Source organism: Shewanella sp. UCD-KL21 (assembly GCF_001957135.1).
In the GTDB taxonomy this organism is placed as follows: domain Bacteria; phylum Pseudomonadota; class Gammaproteobacteria; order Enterobacterales; family Shewanellaceae; genus Shewanella.
The window spans coordinates 193,667-216,174 of sequence record NZ_MPHK01000007.1 but is presented as its reverse complement, the minus strand read 5'-3'; the positions used below and the strand labels follow the sequence as shown (position 1 = coordinate 216,174).

22 protein-coding genes are annotated in these 22,508 nt (G+C 41.7%); 10 read left to right on the top strand and 12 right to left on the bottom strand.

Going from position 1 to position 22,508, the window contains the following annotated elements; genetic code table 11:
- From BM739_RS08875 to BM739_RS08840, 8 genes are all read right to left on the bottom strand, one after another.
- On the bottom strand, nt 1-216 hold a 216-nt coding region (locus BM739_RS08875), incomplete at its 3' end, for a transposase domain-containing protein (protein ID WP_175609480.1).
- 119 nt (nt 217-335) lie between these two features.
- Nucleotides 336-659, bottom strand: a complete 324-nt coding sequence (locus tag BM739_RS08870; RefSeq protein WP_076539738.1) for a hypothetical protein — start codon at nt 657-659, stop codon at nt 336-338.
- 31 nt (nt 660-690) lie between these two features.
- Nucleotides 691-1,347, bottom strand: coding sequence for a hypothetical protein (locus BM739_RS08865; RefSeq protein WP_076539736.1), 657 nt, complete (start codon nt 1,345-1,347; stop codon nt 691-693).
- Nucleotides 1,348-1,353: 6 nt separating this feature from the next.
- Nucleotides 1,354-2,043, bottom strand: a complete 690-nt coding sequence (locus tag BM739_RS08860) for a PspA/IM30 family protein (RefSeq protein WP_076539734.1) — start codon at nt 2,041-2,043, stop codon at nt 1,354-1,356.
- An 11-nt stretch (nt 2,044-2,054) separates the two neighbouring features.
- Complete coding sequence (locus tag BM739_RS08855; protein ID WP_076539733.1) at nt 2,055-2,468, bottom strand: YjfI family protein; 414 nt, start codon at nt 2,466-2,468, stop codon at nt 2,055-2,057.
- A gap of 81 nt (nt 2,469-2,549) precedes the next feature.
- Nucleotides 2,550-4,325, bottom strand: coding sequence for a polyamine aminopropyltransferase (locus BM739_RS08850; protein WP_083698107.1), 1,776 nt, complete (start codon nt 4,323-4,325; stop codon nt 2,550-2,552).
- A 4-nt stretch (nt 4,326-4,329) separates the two neighbouring features.
- Nucleotides 4,330-5,229, bottom strand: coding sequence for a DUF350 domain-containing protein (locus BM739_RS08845; RefSeq protein ID WP_076539731.1), 900 nt, complete (start codon nt 5,227-5,229; stop codon nt 4,330-4,332).
- 9 nt (nt 5,230-5,238) lie between these two features.
- Nucleotides 5,239-6,210 (bottom strand): hypothetical protein, encoded by a 972-nt coding sequence (locus BM739_RS08840; protein WP_076539729.1) that lies wholly within the window; start codon nt 6,208-6,210, stop codon nt 5,239-5,241.
- A 249-nt stretch (nt 6,211-6,459) separates the two neighbouring features.
- Between BM739_RS08840 and glnE the strand changes: the two genes are divergently transcribed.
- Both glnE and BM739_RS08830 read left to right on the top strand, forming a co-directional pair.
- Entirely contained in the window at nt 6,460-9,312 is a 2,853-nt protein-coding gene (glnE, locus tag BM739_RS08835) for a bifunctional [glutamate--ammonia ligase]-adenylyl-L-tyrosine phosphorylase/[glutamate--ammonia-ligase] adenylyltransferase (protein WP_139326855.1), read from the top strand.
- Nucleotides 9,313-9,598: 286 nt separating this feature from the next.
- Nucleotides 9,599-9,877 carry a DUF3081 family protein gene (locus BM739_RS08830; RefSeq protein ID WP_076539725.1) on the top strand — a complete coding sequence of 93 codons (279 nt, stop codon included), beginning with the start codon at nt 9,599-9,601 and terminating at the stop codon, nt 9,875-9,877.
- Nucleotides 9,878-10,059: 182 nt separating this feature from the next.
- On the opposite strand, the gene BM739_RS08825 is transcribed toward BM739_RS08830, so the two are convergent.
- Nucleotides 10,060-10,680: a response regulator transcription factor gene (locus BM739_RS08825; protein ID WP_076539723.1), complete on the bottom strand. Its 621-nt coding sequence runs from the start codon at nt 10,678-10,680 to the stop codon at nt 10,060-10,062.
- Nucleotides 10,681-10,913: 233 nt separating this feature from the next.
- Here BM739_RS08825 and BM739_RS20720 point away from each other — a divergent pair, with 233 nt between their 5' ends.
- The 6 genes from BM739_RS20720 (at nt 10,914) to aroG (ending at nt 17,414) form a co-directional block, all read left to right on the top strand.
- Nucleotides 10,914-12,269 carry a polymer-forming cytoskeletal protein gene (locus BM739_RS20720; RefSeq protein WP_076539721.1) on the top strand — a complete coding sequence of 452 codons (1,356 nt, stop codon included), beginning with the start codon at nt 10,914-10,916 and terminating at the stop codon, nt 12,267-12,269.
- A 367-nt stretch (nt 12,270-12,636) separates the two neighbouring features.
- Nucleotides 12,637-12,975, top strand: coding sequence for a P-II family nitrogen regulator (locus BM739_RS08815; protein ID WP_076539720.1), 339 nt, complete (start codon nt 12,637-12,639; stop codon nt 12,973-12,975).
- A 10-nt stretch (nt 12,976-12,985) separates the two neighbouring features.
- A complete protein-coding gene (locus BM739_RS08810) occupies nt 12,986-14,236 on the top strand; it encodes an ammonium transporter (RefSeq protein WP_076539718.1) in 1,251 nt (416 codons plus the stop codon).
- 119 nt (nt 14,237-14,355) lie between these two features.
- The gene (locus BM739_RS08805; RefSeq protein ID WP_254843515.1) at nt 14,356-14,679 is read left to right on the top strand and encodes a hypothetical protein; all 324 of its coding nucleotides are present in this window, start codon (nt 14,356-14,358) and stop codon (nt 14,677-14,679) included.
- A gap of 107 nt (nt 14,680-14,786) precedes the next feature.
- On the top strand, nt 14,787-16,025 hold the full coding sequence (locus tag BM739_RS08800; protein WP_254843514.1) for a lipopolysaccharide assembly protein LapB: 1,239 nt from the start codon (nt 14,787-14,789) through the stop codon (nt 16,023-16,025).
- A gap of 336 nt (nt 16,026-16,361) precedes the next feature.
- Complete coding sequence (aroG, locus tag BM739_RS08795) at nt 16,362-17,414, top strand: 3-deoxy-7-phosphoheptulonate synthase AroG (protein ID WP_076539715.1); 1,053 nt, start codon at nt 16,362-16,364, stop codon at nt 17,412-17,414.
- 42 nt (nt 17,415-17,456) lie between these two features.
- Here aroG and BM739_RS20105 read toward each other — a convergent pair whose 3' ends face one another.
- A complete protein-coding gene (locus tag BM739_RS20105; protein WP_102438537.1) occupies nt 17,457-17,630 on the bottom strand; it encodes a hypothetical protein in 174 nt (57 codons plus the stop codon).
- A gap of 367 nt (nt 17,631-17,997) precedes the next feature.
- Between BM739_RS20105 and BM739_RS08790 the strand changes: the two genes are divergently transcribed.
- On the top strand, nt 17,998-19,785 hold the full coding sequence (locus BM739_RS08790) for an ABC transporter ATP-binding protein/permease (protein ID WP_076539714.1): 1,788 nt from the start codon (nt 17,998-18,000) through the stop codon (nt 19,783-19,785).
- Between the two features lie 138 nt (nt 19,786-19,923).
- A complete protein-coding gene (locus BM739_RS08785; RefSeq protein ID WP_076539712.1) occupies nt 19,924-20,172 on the top strand; it encodes a hypothetical protein in 249 nt (82 codons plus the stop codon).
- A 225-nt stretch (nt 20,173-20,397) separates the two neighbouring features.
- Here the strand turns inward: BM739_RS08785 and BM739_RS08780 are convergent, their stop codons facing one another.
- Both BM739_RS08780 and BM739_RS08775 read right to left on the bottom strand, forming a co-directional pair.
- On the bottom strand, nt 20,398-20,598 hold the full coding sequence (locus BM739_RS08780; protein WP_254843513.1) for a hypothetical protein: 201 nt from the start codon (nt 20,596-20,598) through the stop codon (nt 20,398-20,400).
- A gap of 154 nt (nt 20,599-20,752) precedes the next feature.
- Nucleotides 20,753-22,234 (bottom strand): FMN-binding glutamate synthase family protein, encoded by a 1,482-nt coding sequence (locus tag BM739_RS08775; protein ID WP_076539710.1) that lies wholly within the window; start codon nt 22,232-22,234, stop codon nt 20,753-20,755.
- Nucleotides 22,235-22,508: the final 274 nt, after the last annotated feature.

The following is a 22,508-nucleotide window of genomic DNA, read 5'->3' as shown; positions in this document are numbered from 1 at the left end:
GCAGACTTCTTTTATGGATTGATTACGGATTAATCCCATCCACAGCACGAGCCAGACGGCTTGCTGCGCAGGCAAACGACGATTACGGATACTTGCCTTGTTGGCTGAAAGTAATGATTGTTCTATCCACTGTGAATCGATAGCCTCCATTACAGAAGCATAATCTCCACTTTCTTCTACTGACTCATGAACTAACTCAAGCTCTTGCGCAAACATAAAAAAATCCCTACCAGAATACTGGTAGGGATTATCATTCATCTGCAGGATCGTTCAAGTGTTCTTAACCGATCGGCATTACCTTAAACAAGGCGTGTTTTTCAAAATCCAAACATCAACTATTCGTCTACAAATTGCACTAAATCATCTAAAACGCGCTTTTTAATTTCAAGTTGTGCATCTGAATCTAACCCGTATCGCTGGGCTAATAAGACGTAATCATCTTGGCTTAACGACACGGTTAATCTGGGTCTTTTAGGGCGCTTAGTGACGCTTAAACCAAGTATTGAGCGTATTTGATCTGAAGGGCTGACCCCTGCATCAAGGGCGGCTTTTCGGATCTGGTACTGAAACTTTTCATCTAAATCAAACGCGACTTGGGTTGCTTTGGCCGCTTGCTGATTCTTTATCCAGGTTTCTGGTAACGATTTACCTTTACTCATGGTTGGTTTAACTCCCTAAAACCGCTATGACTTAGCTTGCCGGCCAAAACTCGCGAATATCCGTTAATGGACGATATAGCGTCAACATGACTTCAGTATCACCGCCTTCATAAACTTCAATATCCACAGCGTGGCTTTCATCGCTATCAACTAAAGAGTAGCTTTCAAAGCCATCGCCTCGTTGCTGATTATTATCATCTTGAGGTGGCTTCTGGCCGCGGTAATCTTGACGATGAAAATAGCCAAAAGCGGCAAACTCGACTTGATGATAAGCATCACTTAACCAGCGAGCATATTCACTGTCTAATTCATTTGAAAGCGGTAGTGTTTTGAGCTCTGCATTACCGGGCTCTTCAAATAACTGTGAGAATTCATCGAGATCAAAAATTTGCTCAACGATAGAGCGATTGATCTTGAGAGAGAAACTTAAGTAAGCTTCATCTTCTTCAATGTAAGACATGAAAATAGCGGTGCCACTGTGACCGCGAAGTAACCACTCACATTGTTGTGAACGTTCATATTCATAAGTATGAATCGCTTCAACTTTAAGTTGCTGCCCACGTAGTTGCTCAGGTAAGGCAAAACTATCATCAAGGGAGATCATATCTCCCTTGAGTAGCTTGTTCACATGGTCAAGCTGACGTTTAGGGGCTTCTTTCTTGCCAAATAGGCCACGCAGAAATCCCATAGTCAATTAACCTTTTTTCGCTTTAAGACGCTCTAAAACGGCATTCGCACTAGACTTTTGCTCACCAATACCGGCTTCTGCCAGTTTAGCGTGTAAAGACTTGTCGCTATTCTCTTCAGCTAAGGTTTCTGATGCTTGTAGGCGATCATCAAACTGTTGCTGGCGAGCTTTAATACGCTCTAGTGAATCTTTTGCATTCATTAACTTTGAGTTACTTGATGCAAATGAATCGGTAATAGTCGCGGTGGCTTTTTGTACGCTTTCAGTGGTTTTAACCATGCTTAACTGACGTTGATAATCAGTTAATTGACGCTCGGTTTTCTTCACTAATTCTTTTAAGCGTAAAGCATGTGCAGAATAGCTGCTGTTCGCTGTTTCGTGTTCTGCTAGCTCTTGATCTAACTGAGCGATTTTTTCAGCAACTTCAATTGCTAACGCTTCGTTATCTTTTTCAAGTGCTTGAGTCGCATAACCTTCGTGTTCAGTGATGCTGCGTTTCAGGCGATCGATTTCGCGGCTTGCTTGCATTTCTTTCGCCATAACGTCAGTTAACTCACGTTTTGCTTTAGTTAAATGCTTTTCTGCGTCACGGATTTCTTGTTCAAAAATACGAGTAGAGTTTGCATCAACAATCGTTTGGCCGACTTCATTTGCGCCGCCACGAAATGCCGTTAAAATTTTATTTAAAATGCCCATGATATGGCTCCTTACTTCAAAAATTCGACAAGTTCGTCGATGACTTCTAAACAGTTATCAGACAATACTGATAATTCCTGTTCGATCTCTTCCATGCTTGAGGTGACTGATAACGCCCCGTAAACCACATATTTATCATCAATTTTTGCAAAAGATGACAAAGGCATTGGAATGTTTAGTTCAAGCATGGTTTCAAACATTTGGGTGCGAGTTTCAGTTTTTACTTCGCTCTCATCCCATAAATAACTGATACATAAGATTTGATTGTCAGTTACCGATACAAATACCGGTAATTCTTCACGGCCAGCAACGTTGACTTGTAATACTTCAACATCACCATCAATTGGAAAACAATCAAACTTCAAACCGGTATGGCTAAGGTCGCCAAGTTCTGTCAAATGGTTAGCAATCTTATGGATATTCATATTTGTCCTTATTGACATATTATGTCTTAGGTTTCAAAGATAGCACTTCGACATATTATGTCAAGACTATTTTTGAGTCGGTTAAAAAAGATTCATCCCTTGGTTGTCAGACCAAGATGCTAAGTGGTAATGGTACAGCTGTAATGAGCCAATTCGATTCACTTTGATAGTGTCAGCATCATTATAAAATGTGCCAGGAAACTCAAATGCGCCATGAATAAGCCCAGGCGTTAGCCATTGCTCATCAATAGGTAATTTCTCATTATGGGCTAGGCGTTGCTTGGCATTTTGTCCCGATAAGGTGGCAATAGACCAACCCCATTCACCAAAGCTTGGTACATTATGATGATATTGCTTAACATAAAAACCTGCAGATTCAATGGTTTTACCCACAGAAATAAAGGCATTTTGGGCATGATAAGGCGAAGTCGACTGTACCGTCATTGCCCCATCAGCGCTCAATAGCTCGACCAGTTTTCTATAAAATAAATCAGAATAAAGCTTATTTAAATCAGGGTGGCTCGGATCTGGCAAATCCACAATAATGGCATCAAACTTTTGGTTGTCAGCAATCAGTTTATCTATGCCATTAAAGGCGTCATCATAAATAAGCTTAACTCGAGGATCATTTAGTGCATCGCCATTAAGGGCTAACATGGCATTGCTAACATGCTCAGGCATGTTCTCATGGGGCTCTCTAAATAAATCGACGAGCTGTTCATCTAAATCCATCAAGGTGACTGATTTAGGATCCCACTTGAAAACTTGCTTCAGGCCTAAGCCATCGCCGCCGCCAATAATTAGCACATTATTCTGCCTTGCACTGGCAGCAAGTGTCGGGTGAACTAAAAAACTATGATAGATGTGTTCATCAATACTGGAGAACTGTAATCGACCATTAATGTATAACGAATACACTGGTGCTTGACCTTTGCCTCGCAGCCGCTCTGTAAAGGTTAACTGTTGAAAGCGGGTGGCTTCTGAATACACCACTTTGTCTTTATACAGTAGATTATTGAAGTTTTGCTCCCAACTGGGGCCGTGCAGTGCCAGCAGTACCAATACCCCTGTGGCGATGAAGTGTCCTGCGAGGATCAGTTTAGCCCAGCGAATTTGCTGCCAAAAGCGCCAGATAAACACAAAGCCTGCGAGTAAGTTCACACTGGCGGTGAGCGCGGCAGCTAGCTGAATATCTAACGACAGCATAAATAGCACCCAAATAGCCGCGCCAGCTCCCGCACCGACATAATCAGCGCCATAAATGGTGCCTGCATTATGCAGTAAGTGCTCTTCAGATAGGGATTGACGTACGCGGGCAATCAGCGGGATCTCCATGCCGATCATCAAACCTAGAATAACACCCCAGACATAGGGTAAATATTCACTAAGATTTTGTAATGCGCCAATAAAACCGCCGTCAGGTAAATGATCTGGTGGTAGGCCTAAGGTGTTGGCAATAATTAACGGTAATTGCTGGCCAAATCCAATCACGGCGGCAGTAATTAAAATAGCTAATGAACCACAAAATGCCACGATAAGTTCAAGCATCGCAAAGCCGGTGAAGGCGCAGCGAATTTTACGGGCAGCAAAGGCGCCAATGCCCATAGACACAATCATAATGCCTATCATGGTGTAAATAGCAGCCTCTAAGGCGCCAAGAATGCGGCCTGCATAATGAGACAGCAGGTATTCGTAAATAAGACCACAGCCCGCGAGTAAGGCCATAATGCCCAATAGTAGGGCATCATCAAACCAAGCAAGGCTGCGTTTATTAGCTGGAGGCAAGGTGCCTGTTTGAGAAGGGCTACTTTGCTTGTCGCAGCCCTCCTGGCTCTGTTCAAGCAAAGTATTATTCATCTATTTATGCCATTAACGCCGCTAAAATGAGTGCAACAGCAACACTAATTGCTAGTTCAACTGCAGCCACACCGACGTTGTGTTGCTTCTCAACTTCGTCAGTAAGGTTGATTTGAGCTAAGACCAGCTTTTTAACCACTGCAAGTAATAGCGATAACACTACCAGCATGATTATCGAGAAGGTTAACCAGCCGACGATATTCATAAAGTACGCTGTTGGGTCGTAAATAATAAAGTGACTGGCCGCTTTAAAGGTAAATGCCATGGCAATCATGTAACCGCTGTGACGAATCGCAACGGCTATTTGGCCTTGCTCTAGTGCTTTTTGCATTGAGGCATCTTGATTACGTTTAGCGTATTGGTGCTCACGAAAGCGAGTTAATAACACTAACATTAATTGCGAGATTAAGAAGGCGGTAAAGATAGCAATGAAAGTATCTAAGGTAATATCTTCTGCCCACATTAATACCGAGCGAATGATAATGGCTGTGGCAACAGCTGCGGCAGCATCAACGATGGCAACTGACATATTACCATTGATAATTTGGCTGTTTTTGTCGATTTCATTTAAGGCAATTTTGTCGTGGAGAATGCGGCCAAACTTGATTAAAAGTAAGCCAAATAACCCATAAGCTGTCATGCCAATGGCTTCAACAATATACGAATCAGCCGCTTCACCCGTAATTGCCCCTGAAAGCACAATCCCTAATGCCAGAACGGCGCCCGCGGTACTAACCCCAAACGCAAAGTTATCACGCTCTGCGAGTTCAGCGCGGCTATTTACTCTCACGCTCCAGCCTTGTAAGTAGCGCATTAGCGCCAGTAAGATCACCGCGATAGTCAGGTCAATCGCTAAAATGATTGCTAAATCTTGGGTGAGTCCGAAGTCATTTAAAAATGTCATGGTTAGTCCTTATTTGCCTCGGCGTACACCGCGTGTGGTGCGGCTAGTTGAATTACGGAAACTGCTGTCTTTGGAATAATTTGAGCGGAACTTACTTGTGCTACGTGCTGTTTTAGTTCCGGCGGTACTGGCTTTAGGTGTTGCAGTACTTTGTCTTGATAAGCTGGTTGAGCCTGTACGCGATTTAGCATACGGACTATTAAATTGCTTACCTTGAGAATTAAAGGTTTTCTTGGTGTTTTCATAGGTACGATTTTGCGCGCTAGCTTGCTTAGGCGAGGTATAGCGGTAGCGGCCGACATCATTGTAGTAGCTGTATCCACGGTTGTTTGACCAGCGGTCATAGCGTACCGGGTTCATGATATTTGAGAACATAGAATACATGCCGTACCAGGCCCAAAATGACATACCGCTTGAGTTAGTTTGCCAGCCACCATAAGCGGGGTTACCCACTAACTGGCTGCCTGCGCCAAAATCTTCACTACCGTTGGCCATTGCTGCGGCTTCACGGCTGATGGCGTTCACCCTTGCCAGTTGTCCAGCTGATAAATCAGCCACCACATTAACCGGATCGGAAAGCATATCATTAAACAAACTCGGATCAGCTGCTTGATAAATATTTTGCGCTTCTTCGAGCTGCTGATCTAAATCAACGAAGTTAGCAGAATCATTTAGTTCACTGGTTCTGCGCTTTAATGACTGGTACATAGGGCCACTTGAGGTCGCATCGCGCGCGAGTTCATCAAGTAGTGGCACCAGATCAGGCTTACTGTTTTTAAGTAAGCTGGTGTATTGTGTCAGTAAGGTGGCATTACGCAGCTCACCCGCTTTTAGCATTGAATCGAGTTGAGTCAATCGTTGCTGTGACAACTGTTGATATTGCGTAATTTTTTCAGGTCTGTCATCACCACAACCTGCTAAGGTTACGCACAAAATCAGCGCTGAAAATACTGCAAGGACACGAGGAAGCATGCCAGCCATGTGTTCTCCAAATAGTATAAAATACATATATAAATATAGTATCAAATCGCATAATTATATGCTTGAAACTGACTAAATATTTACATGGTTCGGTATTACTGTTGCAAAGGATATAGTAGTCTTAATCGAAGATACAATGTCGACTACCTATTTATGCGATCGTTGATTTTATTGTATAACACACCTTGACATAATATGTCGAATTGAAATGTGTAAGTCTTAGTAATTTGCCAAAGGGATCGGATAAACATGCGAAACCAAAGTAACAACGCCTTGTCTGCAGAGCTTAATGAAATCGCAGCACGTTACTGGTTAAGGCTCTGTGAAACATGGCCTGAAGTCACTGAAAAACTAATCCAGCCACAACAAGCAGAATTAAAATTGGTATTAGGCTTGAGTGATTATATTGCCGAGCAATTGTGCCGTAATCCTCAGTGGATTGAATTATTGTTTGATGGTCAGTTAACTCAGCTTGATAGACAATCTTTTACTGGTGAATTACACACCAATTTAGCCTCATCAACCTCAGAAGAGCAGGTTAAAAAGCAGCTACGGCAATTTCGAAACTTCCAAATGGTACGTATCGCCTGGCGAGATTTTTTAAATTATTGCGATATTGAAGAGTCACTACTGGATTTGTCTAGCTTAGCCGAAGCTTTGGTAATAGGTGCTCGCGATTGGCTCTACACTGAAATGTGCCAGCAAATCGGCACCCCAACAGATGAAGAGGGCAATCCACAGCCGTTACTTATTTTGGGTATGGGTAAGCTTGGTGGCCGTGAACTGAACTTTTCCTCTGATATCGATCTGATTTTTACCTTTCCTGAACATGGTGAAACCGTCGGCGGTCGCCGCGCTCAAGCTAACCAGCAATTTTTTATCAAAATGGGCCAGCGACTGATCAGTTTATTAGATCAAATCACCGTTGATGGCTTTGTGTTTCGGGTCGATATGCGCCTGCGGCCATACGGTGAAAGTGGTCCGTTAGTGGTCAGTTTCAGTGGGCTTGAAGATTACTACCAAGAGCAAGGCCGTGATTGGGAGCGTTACGCCATGGTTAAGGCGCGAGTGCTTGGGCCTTGGACCCAATATAGTGATGACTTACATGATTTATTAAGGCCATTTATTTATCGGCGTTATATCGATTTTTCAGCCATTGATTCACTGCGGAAAATGAAACGACTGATTGCCCAAGAAGTTAGACGCAGACAACTCACAGACAATATCAAATTAGGGGCAGGCGGGATCCGCGAAGTTGAATTCGTAGTGCAAAGTTTTCAGCTGATACGCGGCGGACGAGAACCGTCACTGCGGCAGCAAAGTTTGTTTGGCGCAATTGATACCTTATATAACCTCGGTCAGTTAGAGTACTTGGCCGTTGATGAGCTAAAGCACAGCTACATTTTACTGCGCCGAGTTGAAAACCTACTTCAAGCCCTTGATGATAAACAAACCCAAACATTGCCCGACAATGCTACTGATTGGCAGCGACTATGTTATGCCATGGGCGAGAGCGATGAGCAAAGCTTACGGGAAAAAATTGCCAATGCCATGGGCAACATTCATCGCCACTTTAAAGATACTGTCGGTGGCGAAGATGCACAGGACTCAAGCGAGCATTGGACTTGCCAGTTATGGCACATTCATGATCAGGAAAATGCCTTAGCGTTACTTGAAGAGCACGATGTTGAAGATGATAGTTTATGGCCAAGCTTAGATGACTGGCGCAGCAATGTATTAAAACGCTCAATAGGCCCAAGGGGACGTGAAACTCTTGAAAAATTAATGCCTAAATTGTTGGATGAATTATTAGAGCAACCAGTTCCGAGCGTGGCATTAAAAGCGGTATCTGGGGTGTTAGATAAAATTTTAACCCGTACCACTTATCTTGAATTATTGTGTGAGAATCCCGGCGCCCGTCAGCAGCTCATTAGTCTTTGTTGTGCTAGCCCTTGGATTGCCGAAGAGCTAGCTAATTTTCCTATGCTACTGGATGAGCTTATCGATCCGGCTCAGCTGTACGATACAACCCCACTGGATGACTACCCAAGTGAGTTAAGGCAGTACCTATTGCGCGTTCCAGAAGATGACATGGAACAACAAATGGAGGCGCTGCGCCAATTTAAGCTGTCACAACAGTTAAAAATTGCCGCTGCGGATATCACAGGCGTGCTACCTGTGATGGAGGTGAGCGATCACTTAAGCTACCTTGCAGAAGCCATCATTGAGCAAGTGGTATTTCAAGCCTGGCATCAAGTTGCCTCAAGGCACGGCATACCTGCAGGCACCAGTGCTGAGAAAATGGGCTTTGCGATTATTGGTTATGGCAAATTAGGTGGCATTGAGCTGGGGTATGGCTCTGACTTAGATCTGGTTTTTTTACATAATCATCAAGGTGCAGGCGCTACAGATGGTAAAAGACCGATTGATAATGGCCATTTTTATTTAAAACTTGCCCAGCGGATTGTGCATTTATTTGCGACTCGCACCACCTCTGGTGAACTCTATGAAGTGGATATGCGCTTAAGACCCTCAGGTGCTTCAGGTTTGCTGGTTAGCGAGATTGAACAATATCGTCAATACCAGCGAGATGAGGCCTGGACATGGGAACATCAAGCTTTGGTGCGCTCACGTTTTGTTTATGGCGATCATCGTTTAGCGGCACGTTTTAGTGAAATTCGCACCGAGGTTTTATCCCATCAGCGTCAGTTACCTGAGCTTGCGAAACAAGTTCGCGATATGCGCACTAAAATGCGCGAGCATTTATTGAAAGCATCAAGCGGTAAATTCGATTTAAAACAAAGTGCGGGTGGCATTGCCGATATTGAGTTTATGGCTCAATACTTAGTGTTAGCTTACGCTCACGCTAATAAAGAGTTGTCGATATGGTCTGATAATGTGCGTATTTTTCAGCTATTAGCTGAGCTGGAGATTTTACCTGTGATGACGGCTCAATATCTGACTCAAACCTACTGTTGGCTAAGGGATGAAAGTCATCGCCTGACTCTACAGCGCGCTAAAGGCGAAATCGATGTGGATAAAGCCAATAACAAGGTCAGCGAAATTATTAATATTTATCAGCACATTTTAGCTGAAGAGTAATAAGCTCTTATTTAAAGTCGTATATTTTGGGTTTTGTTAGCTAACGGTGCGGGTAAATAGTTACCTGCACCGCTTTATATAAATAAAAGCGGTGCAGCACAGCACTCACCGATTCAATTTGATACACCATCATCATATAAAATTTGCCTTTCTCTGCGCTAACTCACGGTCTTGTTACTGCATTATTTTACACTGATTGTTTTGAACCATCTTAAGCGCGCATTCGTATTGATTGCTTTGTCTATTAGGTGTTTAGTGAACAGGTTTTCTTTGTAGGGATGTAGTGATGAAAAATGCCATTGATATATATGAAGCGCTAAAAGTATTTAATAAGATAACCGACATGGGGCAAAAGCTGACCGCTGCAGATGGTGACAACTCAAGCTATGAACTATGTGGCTTAAATGCGCAAACAGGCTTTGATGGCTACACTATTATTCTTAGTGACGGCCGAACCTCTTTAACGATTTATTTCCACAATAAATATCAATTTGATTACCCTGATAACGCTGCGTTTGATAATTTTATGGCGCGTTTTGCTGAGGTAATGAAGTACTCAGCATAACAGCACTATGCCATCAAAAATTTTTCAGATTTAGTTGCGCTTTACAGGTTTACAGCACGCTAAAGCTTACCTAATTGCAGTTAATGTTATTTTCAGTAGTTAATTAGCACAGCTGTTAACTCGCAGAATTTAATAGCTAGCGTTACAAATCAACATTGACCTAATCATATACATTTAAATTTTTAAACTTGTGCAAAGGCGTAAGAAAGCTGCCCACGGCTGGATATTTTGGTTTTTTTGAAAATATTCTGCATATGCATTTTCACTGTATTGACAGAGATCCCTAAATTAGTAGCTATTTCATCATTGGTTAACCCTTGGCAAACTAACGTTAATACTCGCTGTTCTTTTTTGGTAGTTAATGACAATAACTCTATTTGACGCTGGGTATTAGGTTGGCGTTTTCTCGATTGAATATAACGTGACATGGCATCATGGCTGAAATATAGCCTGTTATTGTTGACACTTTTAAGTGCTTCAATGATTTCTATTTCGCAGGCATCTAAGGTGAGTACGCCATGAAAACCATTGGATATCAATAAGGTTTCACATTCAATATCAAGATTAGGGCAAAAAACTAAATGCTTACCTGTAGTAAGAATATCCGCTGAAATTAAATAGGCGTGTTTATGAGGGTCTTCTAAATAGTGTATAAGAATTTTAGGCCTATTATCGGCAGCTTTGCAGGCGAAGTTTAGTGGGTCATTAAAGGCGGTTTCAATATTGAGTAATCCAGCGATTTTAGATACTTGCTGGGCCAGCGGCTCTGGAAGTTGTTTAAAAATCACATCTGAAAAAATCATTTCGGCTACATCCTTGTTATTTAAGCGACTATTGAAAATCCGTTCAATAGCTAATTTATATATTAATGACAGGCGCTTTGGCTAATAATCGATACATTAAACTATTAAGTTTTACTTTTAAAGCGAATAGCTCGAAATTAACCTGTAATTTATGTAAATGGAATGTTATTTGTTGTTTCAATAAAGTTAGTTTAGTATATGTCGAAAATTAATAATAAAGGAAACTGATTGGTATGAATAACAAAGGAAATGGGGTTACTTTTATTGGTCCCGATACTTCATTGGATGGAGATATGGCTGTACAGGGACCAGCTTTGGTTGCCGGTAAAGTTAAAGGTGTTATTCGTTCAACAGACCAAGTTAAAATTGAAGTTGGTGGCGAGATTGACGGTGAGCTTTTTTGTCAAGAATTAAGAGTTTGTGGTGTATTTAAAGGTACTTTACATTGCAACAGTTTAGTGATTGTAAGCTCTGGTGTAGTTGAAGGTGATGTATCTAGCCATAAAATGGAAATTTATGATGGTGGTCAATTTTTAGGTGCCAGAACTAAGGGCCCTGAAGAAGGCGTATTACCCCAAGCAACTGTTGAAGATAAGCCAGAAGCACAAGTCACAGAAGCCTATGCTTTCCCAAAGACTGAAGCGCCTGTTGCAGAGGCGCCGATAGCTCAAGCTGCAAACAAGGGACATTTTAACAATCTTAAGCCAGAGCCTGTAGTAAAAACTACCGAAGCGGTTCAGGTGAAAGCAGATGTTATTAAAGCAGATGTTAATACAGCCGAACCTAACAAAGTCGATGTTAAGGCTGAAGCTGTAGCTGCCATGACTCAGATCAAACCACAGACTCTTGCTGAAATTAATTCACAGACCAGTGCTAGCAGCGCTGCAACGGTAAACTCTCGAGTGGAGCCTCAAGTAAATACAGATGCTCATAATAACCCGAAGCCAGTTGCAGAATCTAAGCCTAAGTCAAAGCTTGAGATCAAGCCGCAACCTAACCCTCAAGCTCAACTTGCTGCTGCAGAAGCGGCGAGAAAAGCTCAAGAAAAATCATCAGGTTCTGGTGCTAAGCTATTTGTAGCGGCTATCGCTTTTGCTGCAATTGCTGGCGCGGTTTATAAAAAAGATGAATTGACTCAGTTGATTGAATCAAAGCCTGTTACGGCTGCTGTGGTGAAACCAGCAACGACGGTTACTGATATTAAGCCACAGCAAATACAGCCAGCAGATAATCAAATTGAACTTGCTAAGGCTGATGAAGTACTTGAGCCTTCAGCGAGTGTTGCGCTTACCGCTGATATTGACGAGTCTGAAGTTGTGGCTGCTGCAAATGATGCTGCTGACTCGGCAATTGAAATGCAAGCAACTGCATCAGCTGAAACAGAAGCAGTACTTGAAGTGACAGAAACAGCTTTAGCTGATGAAACTGAAGACTTGCTTGCCAGCGCGAATGAGGCTTTAGTAACAGTTGAAGATGAAGAGGTCAGTCAGCCTCAAGTTGATAGCTTAATGGCAGATCTACTGGCTGAAGAGGCGACTGATGAGGTTGCAAGTTCAGCAGAAGCAACTGACACAGTTGGCAGCTTATAAATTTTTAAAAGCTAATCTGCAAACAATACAATTAAGGCCTTCATTAGAAGGCCTTTTTTTATTTATGCTTTCTTAATATGTTTATTTTTCTATCAGTAACATCCCCCTTTCGCGCAGCTTTTTTTGGTTCGCTTTGACACTTTTTTAACTGCGTAATTCTAATTATCAAGTATTTAAATAGTTATAAACGCTTCGCTCTAATGTTGTGCGCGCTAAACTAAAGCTGCACCTTATTGGTGCATAAAAAGACTTTTTTATTTAACTTATATTTTAAAATATCTTTACTATCAACACCTTACGTGGTTGGCCTGATGATTGAATTGTATTTGTAAACAATTTTATAACAATCACACTTTTGGAGGTCGAGATGAAACTCGTCAGCGCTATCATCAAGCCATTTAAATTGGATGATGTCCGTGAAGCTATTGCAAGCATGGGCATTGAAGGAATGACTGTTACCGAAGTAAAAGGTTTCGGTCGTCAAAAAGGTCACACTGAGCTATATCGTGGCGCAGAATACCAAGTCGACTTTCTTCCTAAAGTGAAGTTGGAAATTGCTACTAAAGCAGAAAACTTAGATATGTTAATTGAAGCCATTACGACAGCGGCTCATACCGGCAAGATTGGCGATGGCAAAATCTTTGTTACTGATCTTGAGCAAGCTATCCGTATCCGTACGGGTGAGCTAGATAACGAAGCACTATAAGGGGAATGTAATGGAAGAGTTAGCAACGTTAGGCACAACAGTCACTGAATTACGTTTCGCATTAGATACGTTTTACTTTCTAATATCAGGTGCGTTTGTCATGTGGATGGCAGCAGGTTTTGCAATGCTTGAGGCGGGCTTAGTTCGCTCAAAAAATACCACAGAAATTTTAACTAAAAATGTATGTTTATATTCAATCGCCTGTGTGATGTTCCTGTTAGTGGGTTACAACATCATGTATGTCGATAACACTGAAGGTGGCTGGTTACCATCATTTGGTTCATTAATTGGCTCACAAGCCGCTGATGCAGATCATGCGCTTGAGTCTGACTTCTTCTTCCAAGTTGTGTTTGTTGCAACGGCAATGTCAATTGTGTCAGGTGCTGTTGCAGAGCGAATGAAGCTTTGGTCTTTCTTAATCTTTGCAGTGGTATTAACCGCAGTTATCTACCCAATTGAAGGTTACTGGACTTGGGGCGGCGGCTTCCTTTCTGCTGCTGGTTTCGTTGACTTCGCTGGTAGTGGTATTGTACATATGGCCGGTGCTGCAGCCGCTATCTCAGGAGTACTATTACTGGGTGCTCGTAAAGGTAAGTATGGTGCAAATGGTGAAGTTCATCCTATCCCAGGTTCTAACTTGCCAATGGCGACATTAGGTATGTTTATCTTATGGATGGGTTGGTTTGGCTTTAACGGTGGTTCACAATTATTAGTCTCAGACGCTGAAAATGCTTCAGCAGTGGCTAAGATTTTTGTAAACACTAACTCAGCAGCCGCTTTCGGTGCAGTTTCAGCATTATTAGTTTGTAAAATTGTCTGGGGTAAAGCTGACTTAACCATGATTTTAAATGGTGCATTAGCGGGCTTAGTGGCTATTACAGCAGACCCATTATCACCTTCACTATTAATGTCAGGTGTCATTGGTATCGTCGCTGGTGGTGTGGTTATCTTCTCAATTGTTGCCTTTGACCGCATTAAAATTGATGATCCAGTAGGTGCTATCTCAGTACATGGTGTTGCCGGTTTCTTAGGTCTTATGCTAGTACCATTATCAAATGCTGATGCAAACTTTGGTGCTCAGTTATATGGCGCAGCAGTTATCTTTGCTTGGGTATTCTCAGCTTCATTCGTAGTATGGTTTATCCTTAAAGCGACAGTGGGTATCCGTGTTACTGAAGAAGAAGAGTACAACGGTATGGATGCATCTGACTGTGGTGTTGATGCTTACCCAGAGTTTGTATCAATCAAATCAGCTGGATAATAGATTGCTTTAAACACTGAGCATGTTAAAACTAAAAGCAGAACCTTAGGGTTCTGCTTTTTTGTTACTTTTAAAAAGCGAACAAGTGTGACAAGTGAATAATTGTAATGAGGTTTAACATGGTTAACTGCTTTCAAGTATTGATGATTGCTTTACTTATCAGTATCAGCTTTTTCGCCACTGCAGGAAAAGTGGTTGTGAGAAAGACATCTGAACCATTTGACGCTTTTGCAATACGAGATCAAGTCCAGCAGGACCATCAATGGCAGCAAATGCTCAAAATGCAGCAGCAAATTAATATTTTACAAGCTCTGCCGAATGGCTGTTTGCTATTCGCTGCGCCATACCGTTATTTTAATTGCGCCGGTAATTCCTACCGACCATACAGCTATCAAAATCAAGAGGTGTTTATTCAAATTGACCCGCCAGTTGCCAAGCAATAATGAAATTCAAATATTCGCCACTGGCTTAAGCTTTTTGCATTCATCTTTTGTAACTTTTTCAAAATCGCAATTCTGCCACTAACTTCTATGCTTAATGATAGGCTTTTATGTGGGGTAGAATTATGTTGCATCATGATGACGTTTCTTCGAAAAATTCATTAATAATTCAATCTTTTGGTTTTTTACGCCTTAATCTCTGTTTTTATTTACTAATATTGATTTTTATTTCAGGCTGCTCAAGCGCGCCGAGTATCAATAAAGCCAAGGTTAATGTCAGTGGCTTATTTAACGATAGCTATTTTAATGAGGTCGATATTCCTGCTACAGCAGAGATTTACAATTTACCTGATGAGATAGTTACGGAAATACAGCGTGATTTTGCTCGCTCAGGTGGCGTTAACGGCCTTAAAATACCGGTGAACCTTTGGCTTGCTGAATACATCAATGCCCAAGAGGGGGGCTTTGAGTATCGAGATCATTATACCCGAATGGCCAGTGTGACAGCCCTTGAGCGGGCAGGTAACTGCATGTCGCTAGTGGTACTGACAACGGCTATCGCACAGGTACTTGATGTACCTGTAAAGTTTCAAGAGATTGATGTAGAACCCATATGGGATAGAAGGGGAGGTTTTTACCTCGTAAATGGTCACGTAAATATGAAACTACTGCACCGTGACGCTCCCAATAGTATTAGCCTTCGCGGTTCGGACATATTAGTGGACTTTTTACCTGAGCGCTCAATACGCTCATACCGTGTTAAGCAAATTAATAAACAAACCTTATCGGGAATGTACTTTAATAATGTTGCAGCAGAAGCATTAGTGCGCGGTGACTACGACTTAGCCTATGCATTGGTAAAACGGGCCATTGAATTAGACCCGTATTACGTCAACAGTATTAACACTCTGGCGGTGATTTATCGTCATAAAGGATTAGATGAGCCGGCAGAAAAAGCCTATCGCTATGTGCTTCATTTAGAGCCTAAAAATATCACTACCCTGTTTAATCTTGCATTAATATTAGGTGAGCAAGATCGACTTGAAGAGTGGAAACAGGTTCATAAAATTCTTGAATTAGCCCGTATTAATAACCCGTTCTATTACTTTGATATGGCCCAAGAGGCGTATTTTGAAAAGCAATATCAAGAAGCTTTAGTGTGGTACAAACGTGCGGTTGAACGGGCGGATTACCGCCATGAGTTTTATTTTGGTTTGTCCCGTGCCTACTGGGCCACAGGCGATCAAAGACGAGCCAAGAAAACCATGAAAAAGGCGCTAGATCTTAGCCATGATGAAACCAATCAAGATCGTTACAAAGGCAAGTTGCAAGCTATGATGCGCCATTAATATTATAAGCCCAAGTTACTTTAGCCACTTACAGCGTGTTAGCTGCAAGTGGCTTTTTATTGCTTGGTATATTATCGCAATAATCAAACGAACAGACCCAAGATTAAAACGAATGCAATTGAAGATAATCTTAGAAATTAATGAATTTATTAGATATTTTTTATTTTGAATATGAAAGCTATTTAATAACAGTAATTTAAATTGAATAATTTGATAAAACCGTAGATTGGATGTTTTATTGTATGCTAGTGTTTGAAATATAAAGCTGTCCGTAATGCTTTACTGCTCAACGTTTAAAGTTGGCATAAATAACTGTTTGCTGGAGTTGTATAAACTATGTATTACAAAAATGATGACGTTAGAATTGATAAGATAAAAGAACTATTGCCTCCTATCGCTATTTTAGAGCGATTTCCGGCGTCAGAAGCGGCATCAGCAACAGTGTTTAATGCTCGAGACAGTATTCACCGAATTTTAAATAAACAAGATGACCGTTTATTGGTTGTTATCGGTCCATGCTCGATCCACGATCCCGTTGCCGCGTTAGACTACGGCAAGCGTTTAATTGCCCTACGTGAGCAATTTAAAGATCAACTAGAAATTGTGATGCGAGTGTATTTTGAGAAACCTCGCACGACCGTGGGCTGGAAAGGCTTGATTAACGACCCTTACATGGACAATAGCTTTAAGCTTAATGACGGCCTGCGCACAGCGCGTAAATTACTGGTCGATTTGAATGAATCTGGCATCCCAGCCGCGGGTGAGTTTCTTGATATGATCACGCCGCAATATGTGGCAGATATGATGTGTTGGGGAGCCATCGGTGCCCGTACTACAGAGTCACAAGTGCACCGTGAGCTTGCTTCAGGTTTATCGAGTCCGGTAGGCTTTAAAAATGGTACTGATGGCACCATTAAAGTGGCGATTGATGCCATTGGCGCAGCAAGTGCTCCGCACCACTTTTTGTCGGTTACAAAGTTTGGTCACTCAGCTATTGTATCGACTAAAGGTAATCCAGACTGCCATATTATTCTGCGCGGCGGTAAAGAGCCTAATTATAGCCAACCTCATGTTAGCGCTATTGAAACCCAATTAGAGAATGCCAAATTACCTGCTAACATTATGATTGATTTTAGCCACGCTAACAGCAGTAAAGACTTTAATAAACAGATGCTAGTGGCTGAAGATGTTGCTGGGCAAATTAGCCAAGGCAATCACAATATCTTTGGGGTGATGGTTGAAAGCAACCTTGAAGAAGGCCGCCAAGATCTCGTGGTCGGCAAGGAGCTGTGTTACGGCCAAAGCATAACTGATGCATGTATTGGCTGGAGTGATACTGAAAAGCTATTAGCCACGTTAAATCAAAGCGTATTAAATCGCCGCGGCTAACAGTACTGCTTGTTACATATAATTAAGGCGCTATTAGGCGCCTTAATTATTGCTATTAGCTAAATATTCATTGGCTTTTGCAAGGCTACCAAAAGCAGAAATAAGATTATTTCTTCCCTTATCCTGAAGCTCAGGGTTACCAGACTCAATCATCATCCACACCCAAGTTTGAATTAATTGCATTGGTGGAGCCTGCGTTTTTGCTGCGTCTAACATATTGCTTCCTTTGAACTGGGAATAAAGGTGAATGATTAATGGAAATCGCCAACAAGTACCGAGTAAAGAGTAGCAAATTCTTTTTCGTTGCAGAACTGTAAACCAAGCTGATTTTGCATTTTTTTGTGTTTTTTTGCTAAAAAATAACCTTTGATACTAGCAATCGGCAAGTTTTGTCAGCCTTAAGTGCTACTAGTGTCGATGTAAAACGCTATAATGATTAAATTTTGTTAGCCTAAAGCCGTTTTCTGCCTTAGTTAAATTAACTCGCACTACATTTTTGGTTAAGTGTTAACTTATTGTGGTAGCAAAAGTTAGCTTTATTTGTGAAACAAGCATCTTTAAATTTTATAATTGGTGGTAATAAATGAGACCGTCGGCGTATTTTGATGGACCGGTAGGTAAGCTTAATTGGAAAGTCGTTGGCTTATTACTGCCTTATTTATTTGAGTTTAAAGGTCGCATCTTTTTGGCGATGTTGTGTTTGGTCATTGCCAAACTTGCTAGTGTTGGTTTGCCATTTATTTTAAAAGACTTAGTCGACAGTTTAGATGGCCAACGCACAGCCGCTATTGTTGCTGTGCCTATTGCATTAGTACTTGCCTATGGCGGGGTGCGCTTTTTAAATGTCGTCATTGGCGAAATTCGTGACACCTTGTTTGGTCGGGTGACCGAAAGAGCCATTCGCCGGTTAGGCTTAAGCGTATTTGAGCATTTGCACCGCCTGGATCTTGATTTTCATTTAGACAGACGAACCGGCGGATTATCAAGGGATATCGAGCGCGGCACCAGTGGCGTGAGTTTTCTGATGCGCTTTATGGTGTTCAATATTGTGCCGACATTACTAGAAATTGCTTTAGTGGTTGGCATTTTTCTCTATAACTACGGTGTTGGCTTTGCGCTTATTACCTTGGTTGCCGTAGTTGCTTATATTGGTTATTCAATCGTGGCCACAGAGTGGCGCACTGGCTATGTTAGGGATGCTGCAAGGGCTGACTCTTTATCGAATACTCGCGCCATCGACAGCTTATTAAATTATGAAACGGTTAAATATTTTAATAATGAGCAATATGAGTCAAATCGCTATGATTCCGCACTCGAGCAGTGGGAAATCGCAAAACGTAAAAACCGCCTATCATTATTTGCTTTAAATGCCGGCCAAGCGCTAATCATCGCGGTGGCGATGACGGCGATGATGTGGCTAGCCGCTTCAGAAGTTACCACAGGTAATATGAGCTTAGGTGACTTTGTATTAATTAATGCTTTTATGATGCAGCTGTTTATTCCGTTAAATTTCTTGGGTTTTGTGTATCGTGAAATACGCGGGGCACTGGCTAATATTGAGCGGATGTTTGATTTATTGGATAAAGTGCCAAGCATTAATGATAAAGCGAATGCCACAGATATCTCGCCAACGATTGGCGCGCTGTCATTTAATGAGGTGAACTTTAATTACGATCAAAGGCCCATTCTTAAAGGGGTGAGCTTTACTGTACCAGCGGGACAAAAGGTCGCGGTGGTAGGTGAAAGTGGCGCCGGAAAATCCACTTTAATAAAACTGTTGTTTCGCTTTTATGATGTAAACTCAGGCGCTATTAGTATTGATGGCACTGATGTTAGAGGCCTCTCGCAACAAGCGCTGCGGCAATCTATTGCAATTGTGCCTCAAGATACTGTGCTGTTTAACGACACCATTTTTCAAAATATCCAATATGGTCGCCCTGATGCCACTGAAGCTGAAGTTAAAAGTGCGGTAGCGCTGGCGAATTTAACTGAGTTTATTGAGTCATTACCACAGCGCTGGGATACTAAAGTCGGCGAGCGTGGTCTTAAACTGTCTGGTGGAGAAAAGCAGCGCGTTTCAATTGCCAGAGCAATATTAAAAGCGGCGCCGATACTGGTCTTTGATGAAGCGACATCATCTTTGGACAGTAAATCAGAGCAAGCAATATTAACGGCGTTAAAAGATGCTGCTAAAGGTCATACGAGTTTGGTGGTGGCACATCGATTATCCACCATTATTGATGCGGATAAAATTGTGGTACTCAAAGATGGAATGGTGGCTGAACAAGGAACCCATAACACCTTGTTAGCGCTAAATGGGGTCTATGCCAAACTATGGAAAATTCAAAATGAGCAGGCGCTCACCCTCTGATAAGTGGCTGGTAGCAGTTTTATCTCTTTGATAGGGGCGTTTTTGTGTATAATTAGTAATAATTGCCTTGAAAGGATTGAGATCGTTTAGGTAAGTAGGAAGTTAGTGGGTAATTAAATCTAGGTATGGAGGTCGTTGGTGCAAAACATTTCTTTAATAGCAGCCTTAGAAGGTACACAACATAAAGTGACTACTGATTGGTTTGCAATTATGGCAACGCTTGAAAATCGAGAAATGAATCAAGATGAACTACAAACTGTTTATGATGAGTTGTGTGCAGGATTGATTGTTACCACTCGCGGTTTAACCTTGGCTAAAATCAATGACAATAACAGTGAAGATAGTTTACTAAAAGCCGATGATAGCGCCGAAGATATTTTTATTTAAATCACCGACTAGCCATGCTTAGTTGCTGGATCTAGTAGCTAAATAGCCATCAAGCTTAAATTGCCACAAGTTTCCTTCCCTGAAAAAAGCAATCTAATTGCTTTTTTCTGCTATCTATAATCTGTTATTGGCCTTTGGTAATAGATTTGCCGTTTTAAAGGAATGCTTTTAGCGCTCACCACAGTTATAGCCAAGACTTTTACAGTGCAATGTATTAGCGTCTGACTAAGCGTTTTTAGACCAACTATTACAAACCATTTTAATGATAGACTCTGCGCTAGTATCAAAGGTTAATCGACTGATTTCGCCTTGGTTAAAACAGATTTTCTCACCTTCAATTTCCGACATCCTTTCGCAGTTATTACAGGTTAATGATATTGTCTTGGCAGACATCATTGGCGTCATTAATGAATGTGATACTTTCAAATGTAAACCCTTTTGATAAAAGCTTGCTCTAGGTCACGATTTTACACCTAAATGCAGCATAGTTCAAAATTAGATGTGGCTAATTAATTAGCGATAAGTCTAATAGCGATAATGCGGCTAATGGTATAAGTGCTACGAAACATGTGCGTCAAAATCAGTATTGCCGATAAAACTTATCTAATGAGATAGATACGCCACTTTCTGTAACTATCCTGGCATGGTGGCGGGTTAATTGTCTTGGCTCACTCACTCCACAAGAATGAGCAATAACCTTTAAATCATAATGCAGTGAGCGATTGTAGCTTGCCACTCTTGCCGACTTATTGCGCGGATCTAAGCCTTGCTGTAATTTTTTGTTATGGGTAGTGATGCCCGTCGGGCAGGTGTCTTTATTGCATTGCAATGCTTGAATGCAGCCTAAAGCAAACATATTACCTCTCGCTGAGGCAATAAAGTCTGCCCCTGTTGCTAGTGCCCATGCGACTTGCGAGGGCAGCACCATTTTTCCGCTAGCAATAATTTTTATGCGTTGTTGAAGGCCTTTTTGCTTTAACAGGTTAACTAAAATTGGCAGGCTTTCTTTAAGCGGTAAACCCACATGATCCATTAACGCCTGTGGCGCAGCGCCAGTCCCGCCTTCTGAGCTATCTAAGGTAAAAAAATCCGGCGCATGTTCAATGCCTCGTAGCAGTATTTCGTCACATAAATCGATGAGCCATTGCTCGTCTCCAACGACGGCTTTAATGCCTGTGGGCTTACCGGTGACATTACGAATATGGGCGACCATATCCACAATATCGCCGACCTGATTAAATTCAGCATGGCCATTGGGGCTTATGGAGTCTTCCCCTACAGGAATGCCCCTAATAGCGGCGATCTCGCTGGTGACTTTAACGCCAGGAAGAATGCCGCCTTTACCGGGTTTTGCACCTTGGCTTAATTTAATCTCAAACATTTTTACCTGATCATGGGCAGCGATTTCGGCAAGCTTTTGATCATCTAATTGCCCTTGCTCATTACGCACACCATATTTGGCGGTACCAATTTGAAATACTAAGTCACAGTTACCTTTAAGGTGATGTTCACTTAATCCACCTTCGCCAGTATTTAACCAGCAACCGGCTTGGGCCGCCCCATGGGATAGCGCAGTAATCGCTGGGCGCGAGAGCGCACCAAAACTCATCGCAGATATATGACACACTTTGGTTGTCGCATATGGATAAGTGCAGTTTGTCCCAATGGTGATGACAGCGTCATTATGTTTATCAGAATCGTATTTAGGAAAGGCCGCATTTAAAAACATAATGTTGCCAGTTTTATCGTGGCTTTGGGTTGAGCCAAAGGCAATGGTGCGGTTTATGCCTTTGGCGGCGCGATAAATCCAACTGCGCTCGGCGCGATTAAAGGGCAACTCTTCTCGATCTTGAGCAAAGAAATACTGCCTGAAAAATTCACCCTGTTTTTCAAATAAGTATCTAAATCTGCCAATCACTGGATAGTTATGCCTAATCGCTTGCTTGGTTTGTAATTTATCTGCGAGATACATATAAATTATCGCGATAAAAAACAGTGCGATAAACGCAATAAATAATCCCGTAAAAACTTCTAATCCCCAAATAAACCAATTCTTCTGCATTTTTGTTCCTTAAAAATGATCTGTCTGATACTAATTCGACGCTAGCCTGTGATTATCTGCATTTATTTTAACCAGATATGCAGATTTATGACTATCCTCAGTATGGCTGATGGGTGATATTTATGACAAAAATTTTGACCTTATTCTGGCTAAATATAAGTAAGCGATAGAGTTTGATTGCTATTAAAACAGTTTCACCTAGCTATTGCCGAAGGCGTTGATCAAACCTATAGTTTAATACAGTAAGGTCTGGTCAAATGTTATTTAAAGACCC

Bases quoted from the DNA above. Each gene is read 5' to 3' on its own strand.
- BM739_RS08825 (WP_076539723.1), bottom strand. From the start codon at position 10,680: ATGATTTTTTCAGATGTGATTTTTAAACAACTTCCAGAGCCGCTGGCC.
- BM739_RS08775 (WP_076539710.1), bottom strand. From the start codon at position 22,234: ATGCAGAAGAATTGGTTTATTTGGGGATTAGAAGTTTTTACGGGATTA.
- BM739_RS08845 (WP_076539731.1), bottom strand. From the start codon at position 5,229: ATGACATTTTTAAATGACTTCGGACTCACCCAAGATTTAGCAATCATT.
- BM739_RS08860 (WP_076539734.1), bottom strand. From the start codon at position 2,043: ATGGGCATTTTAAATAAAATTTTAACGGCATTTCGTGGCGGCGCAAAT.
- BM739_RS08790 (WP_076539714.1), top strand. From the start codon at position 17,998: ATGAGACCGTCGGCGTATTTTGATGGACCGGTAGGTAAGCTTAATTGG.
- BM739_RS08855 (WP_076539733.1), bottom strand. From the start codon at position 2,468: ATGAATATCCATAAGATTGCTAACCATTTGACAGAACTTGGCGACCTT.
- BM739_RS08810 (WP_076539718.1), top strand. From the start codon at position 12,986: ATGGAAGAGTTAGCAACGTTAGGCACAACAGTCACTGAATTACGTTTC.
- BM739_RS20720 (WP_076539721.1), top strand. From the start codon at position 10,914: ATGAATAACAAAGGAAATGGGGTTACTTTTATTGGTCCCGATACTTCA.
- BM739_RS20105 (WP_102438537.1), bottom strand. From the start codon at position 17,630: ATGTTAGACGCAGCAAAAACGCAGGCTCCACCAATGCAATTAATTCAA.
- BM739_RS08850 (WP_083698107.1), bottom strand. From the start codon at position 4,325: ATGAATAATACTTTGCTTGAACAGAGCCAGGAGGGCTGCGACAAGCAA.
- BM739_RS08830 (WP_076539725.1), top strand. From the start codon at position 9,599: ATGAAAAATGCCATTGATATATATGAAGCGCTAAAAGTATTTAATAAG.
- aroG (WP_076539715.1), top strand. From the start codon at position 16,362: ATGTATTACAAAAATGATGACGTTAGAATTGATAAGATAAAAGAACTA.
- BM739_RS08805 (WP_254843515.1), top strand. From the start codon at position 14,356: ATGGTTAACTGCTTTCAAGTATTGATGATTGCTTTACTTATCAGTATC.
- BM739_RS08800 (WP_254843514.1), top strand. From the start codon at position 14,787: ATGTGGGGTAGAATTATGTTGCATCATGATGACGTTTCTTCGAAAAAT.
- BM739_RS08840 (WP_076539729.1), bottom strand. From the start codon at position 6,210: ATGGCTGGCATGCTTCCTCGTGTCCTTGCAGTATTTTCAGCGCTGATT.
- BM739_RS08865 (WP_076539736.1), bottom strand. From the start codon at position 1,347: ATGGGATTTCTGCGTGGCCTATTTGGCAAGAAAGAAGCCCCTAAACGT.
- BM739_RS08870 (WP_076539738.1), bottom strand. From the start codon at position 659: ATGAGTAAAGGTAAATCGTTACCAGAAACCTGGATAAAGAATCAGCAA.
- BM739_RS08815 (WP_076539720.1), top strand. From the start codon at position 12,637: ATGAAACTCGTCAGCGCTATCATCAAGCCATTTAAATTGGATGATGTC.
- glnE (WP_139326855.1), top strand. From the start codon at position 6,460: ATGCGAAACCAAAGTAACAACGCCTTGTCTGCAGAGCTTAATGAAATC.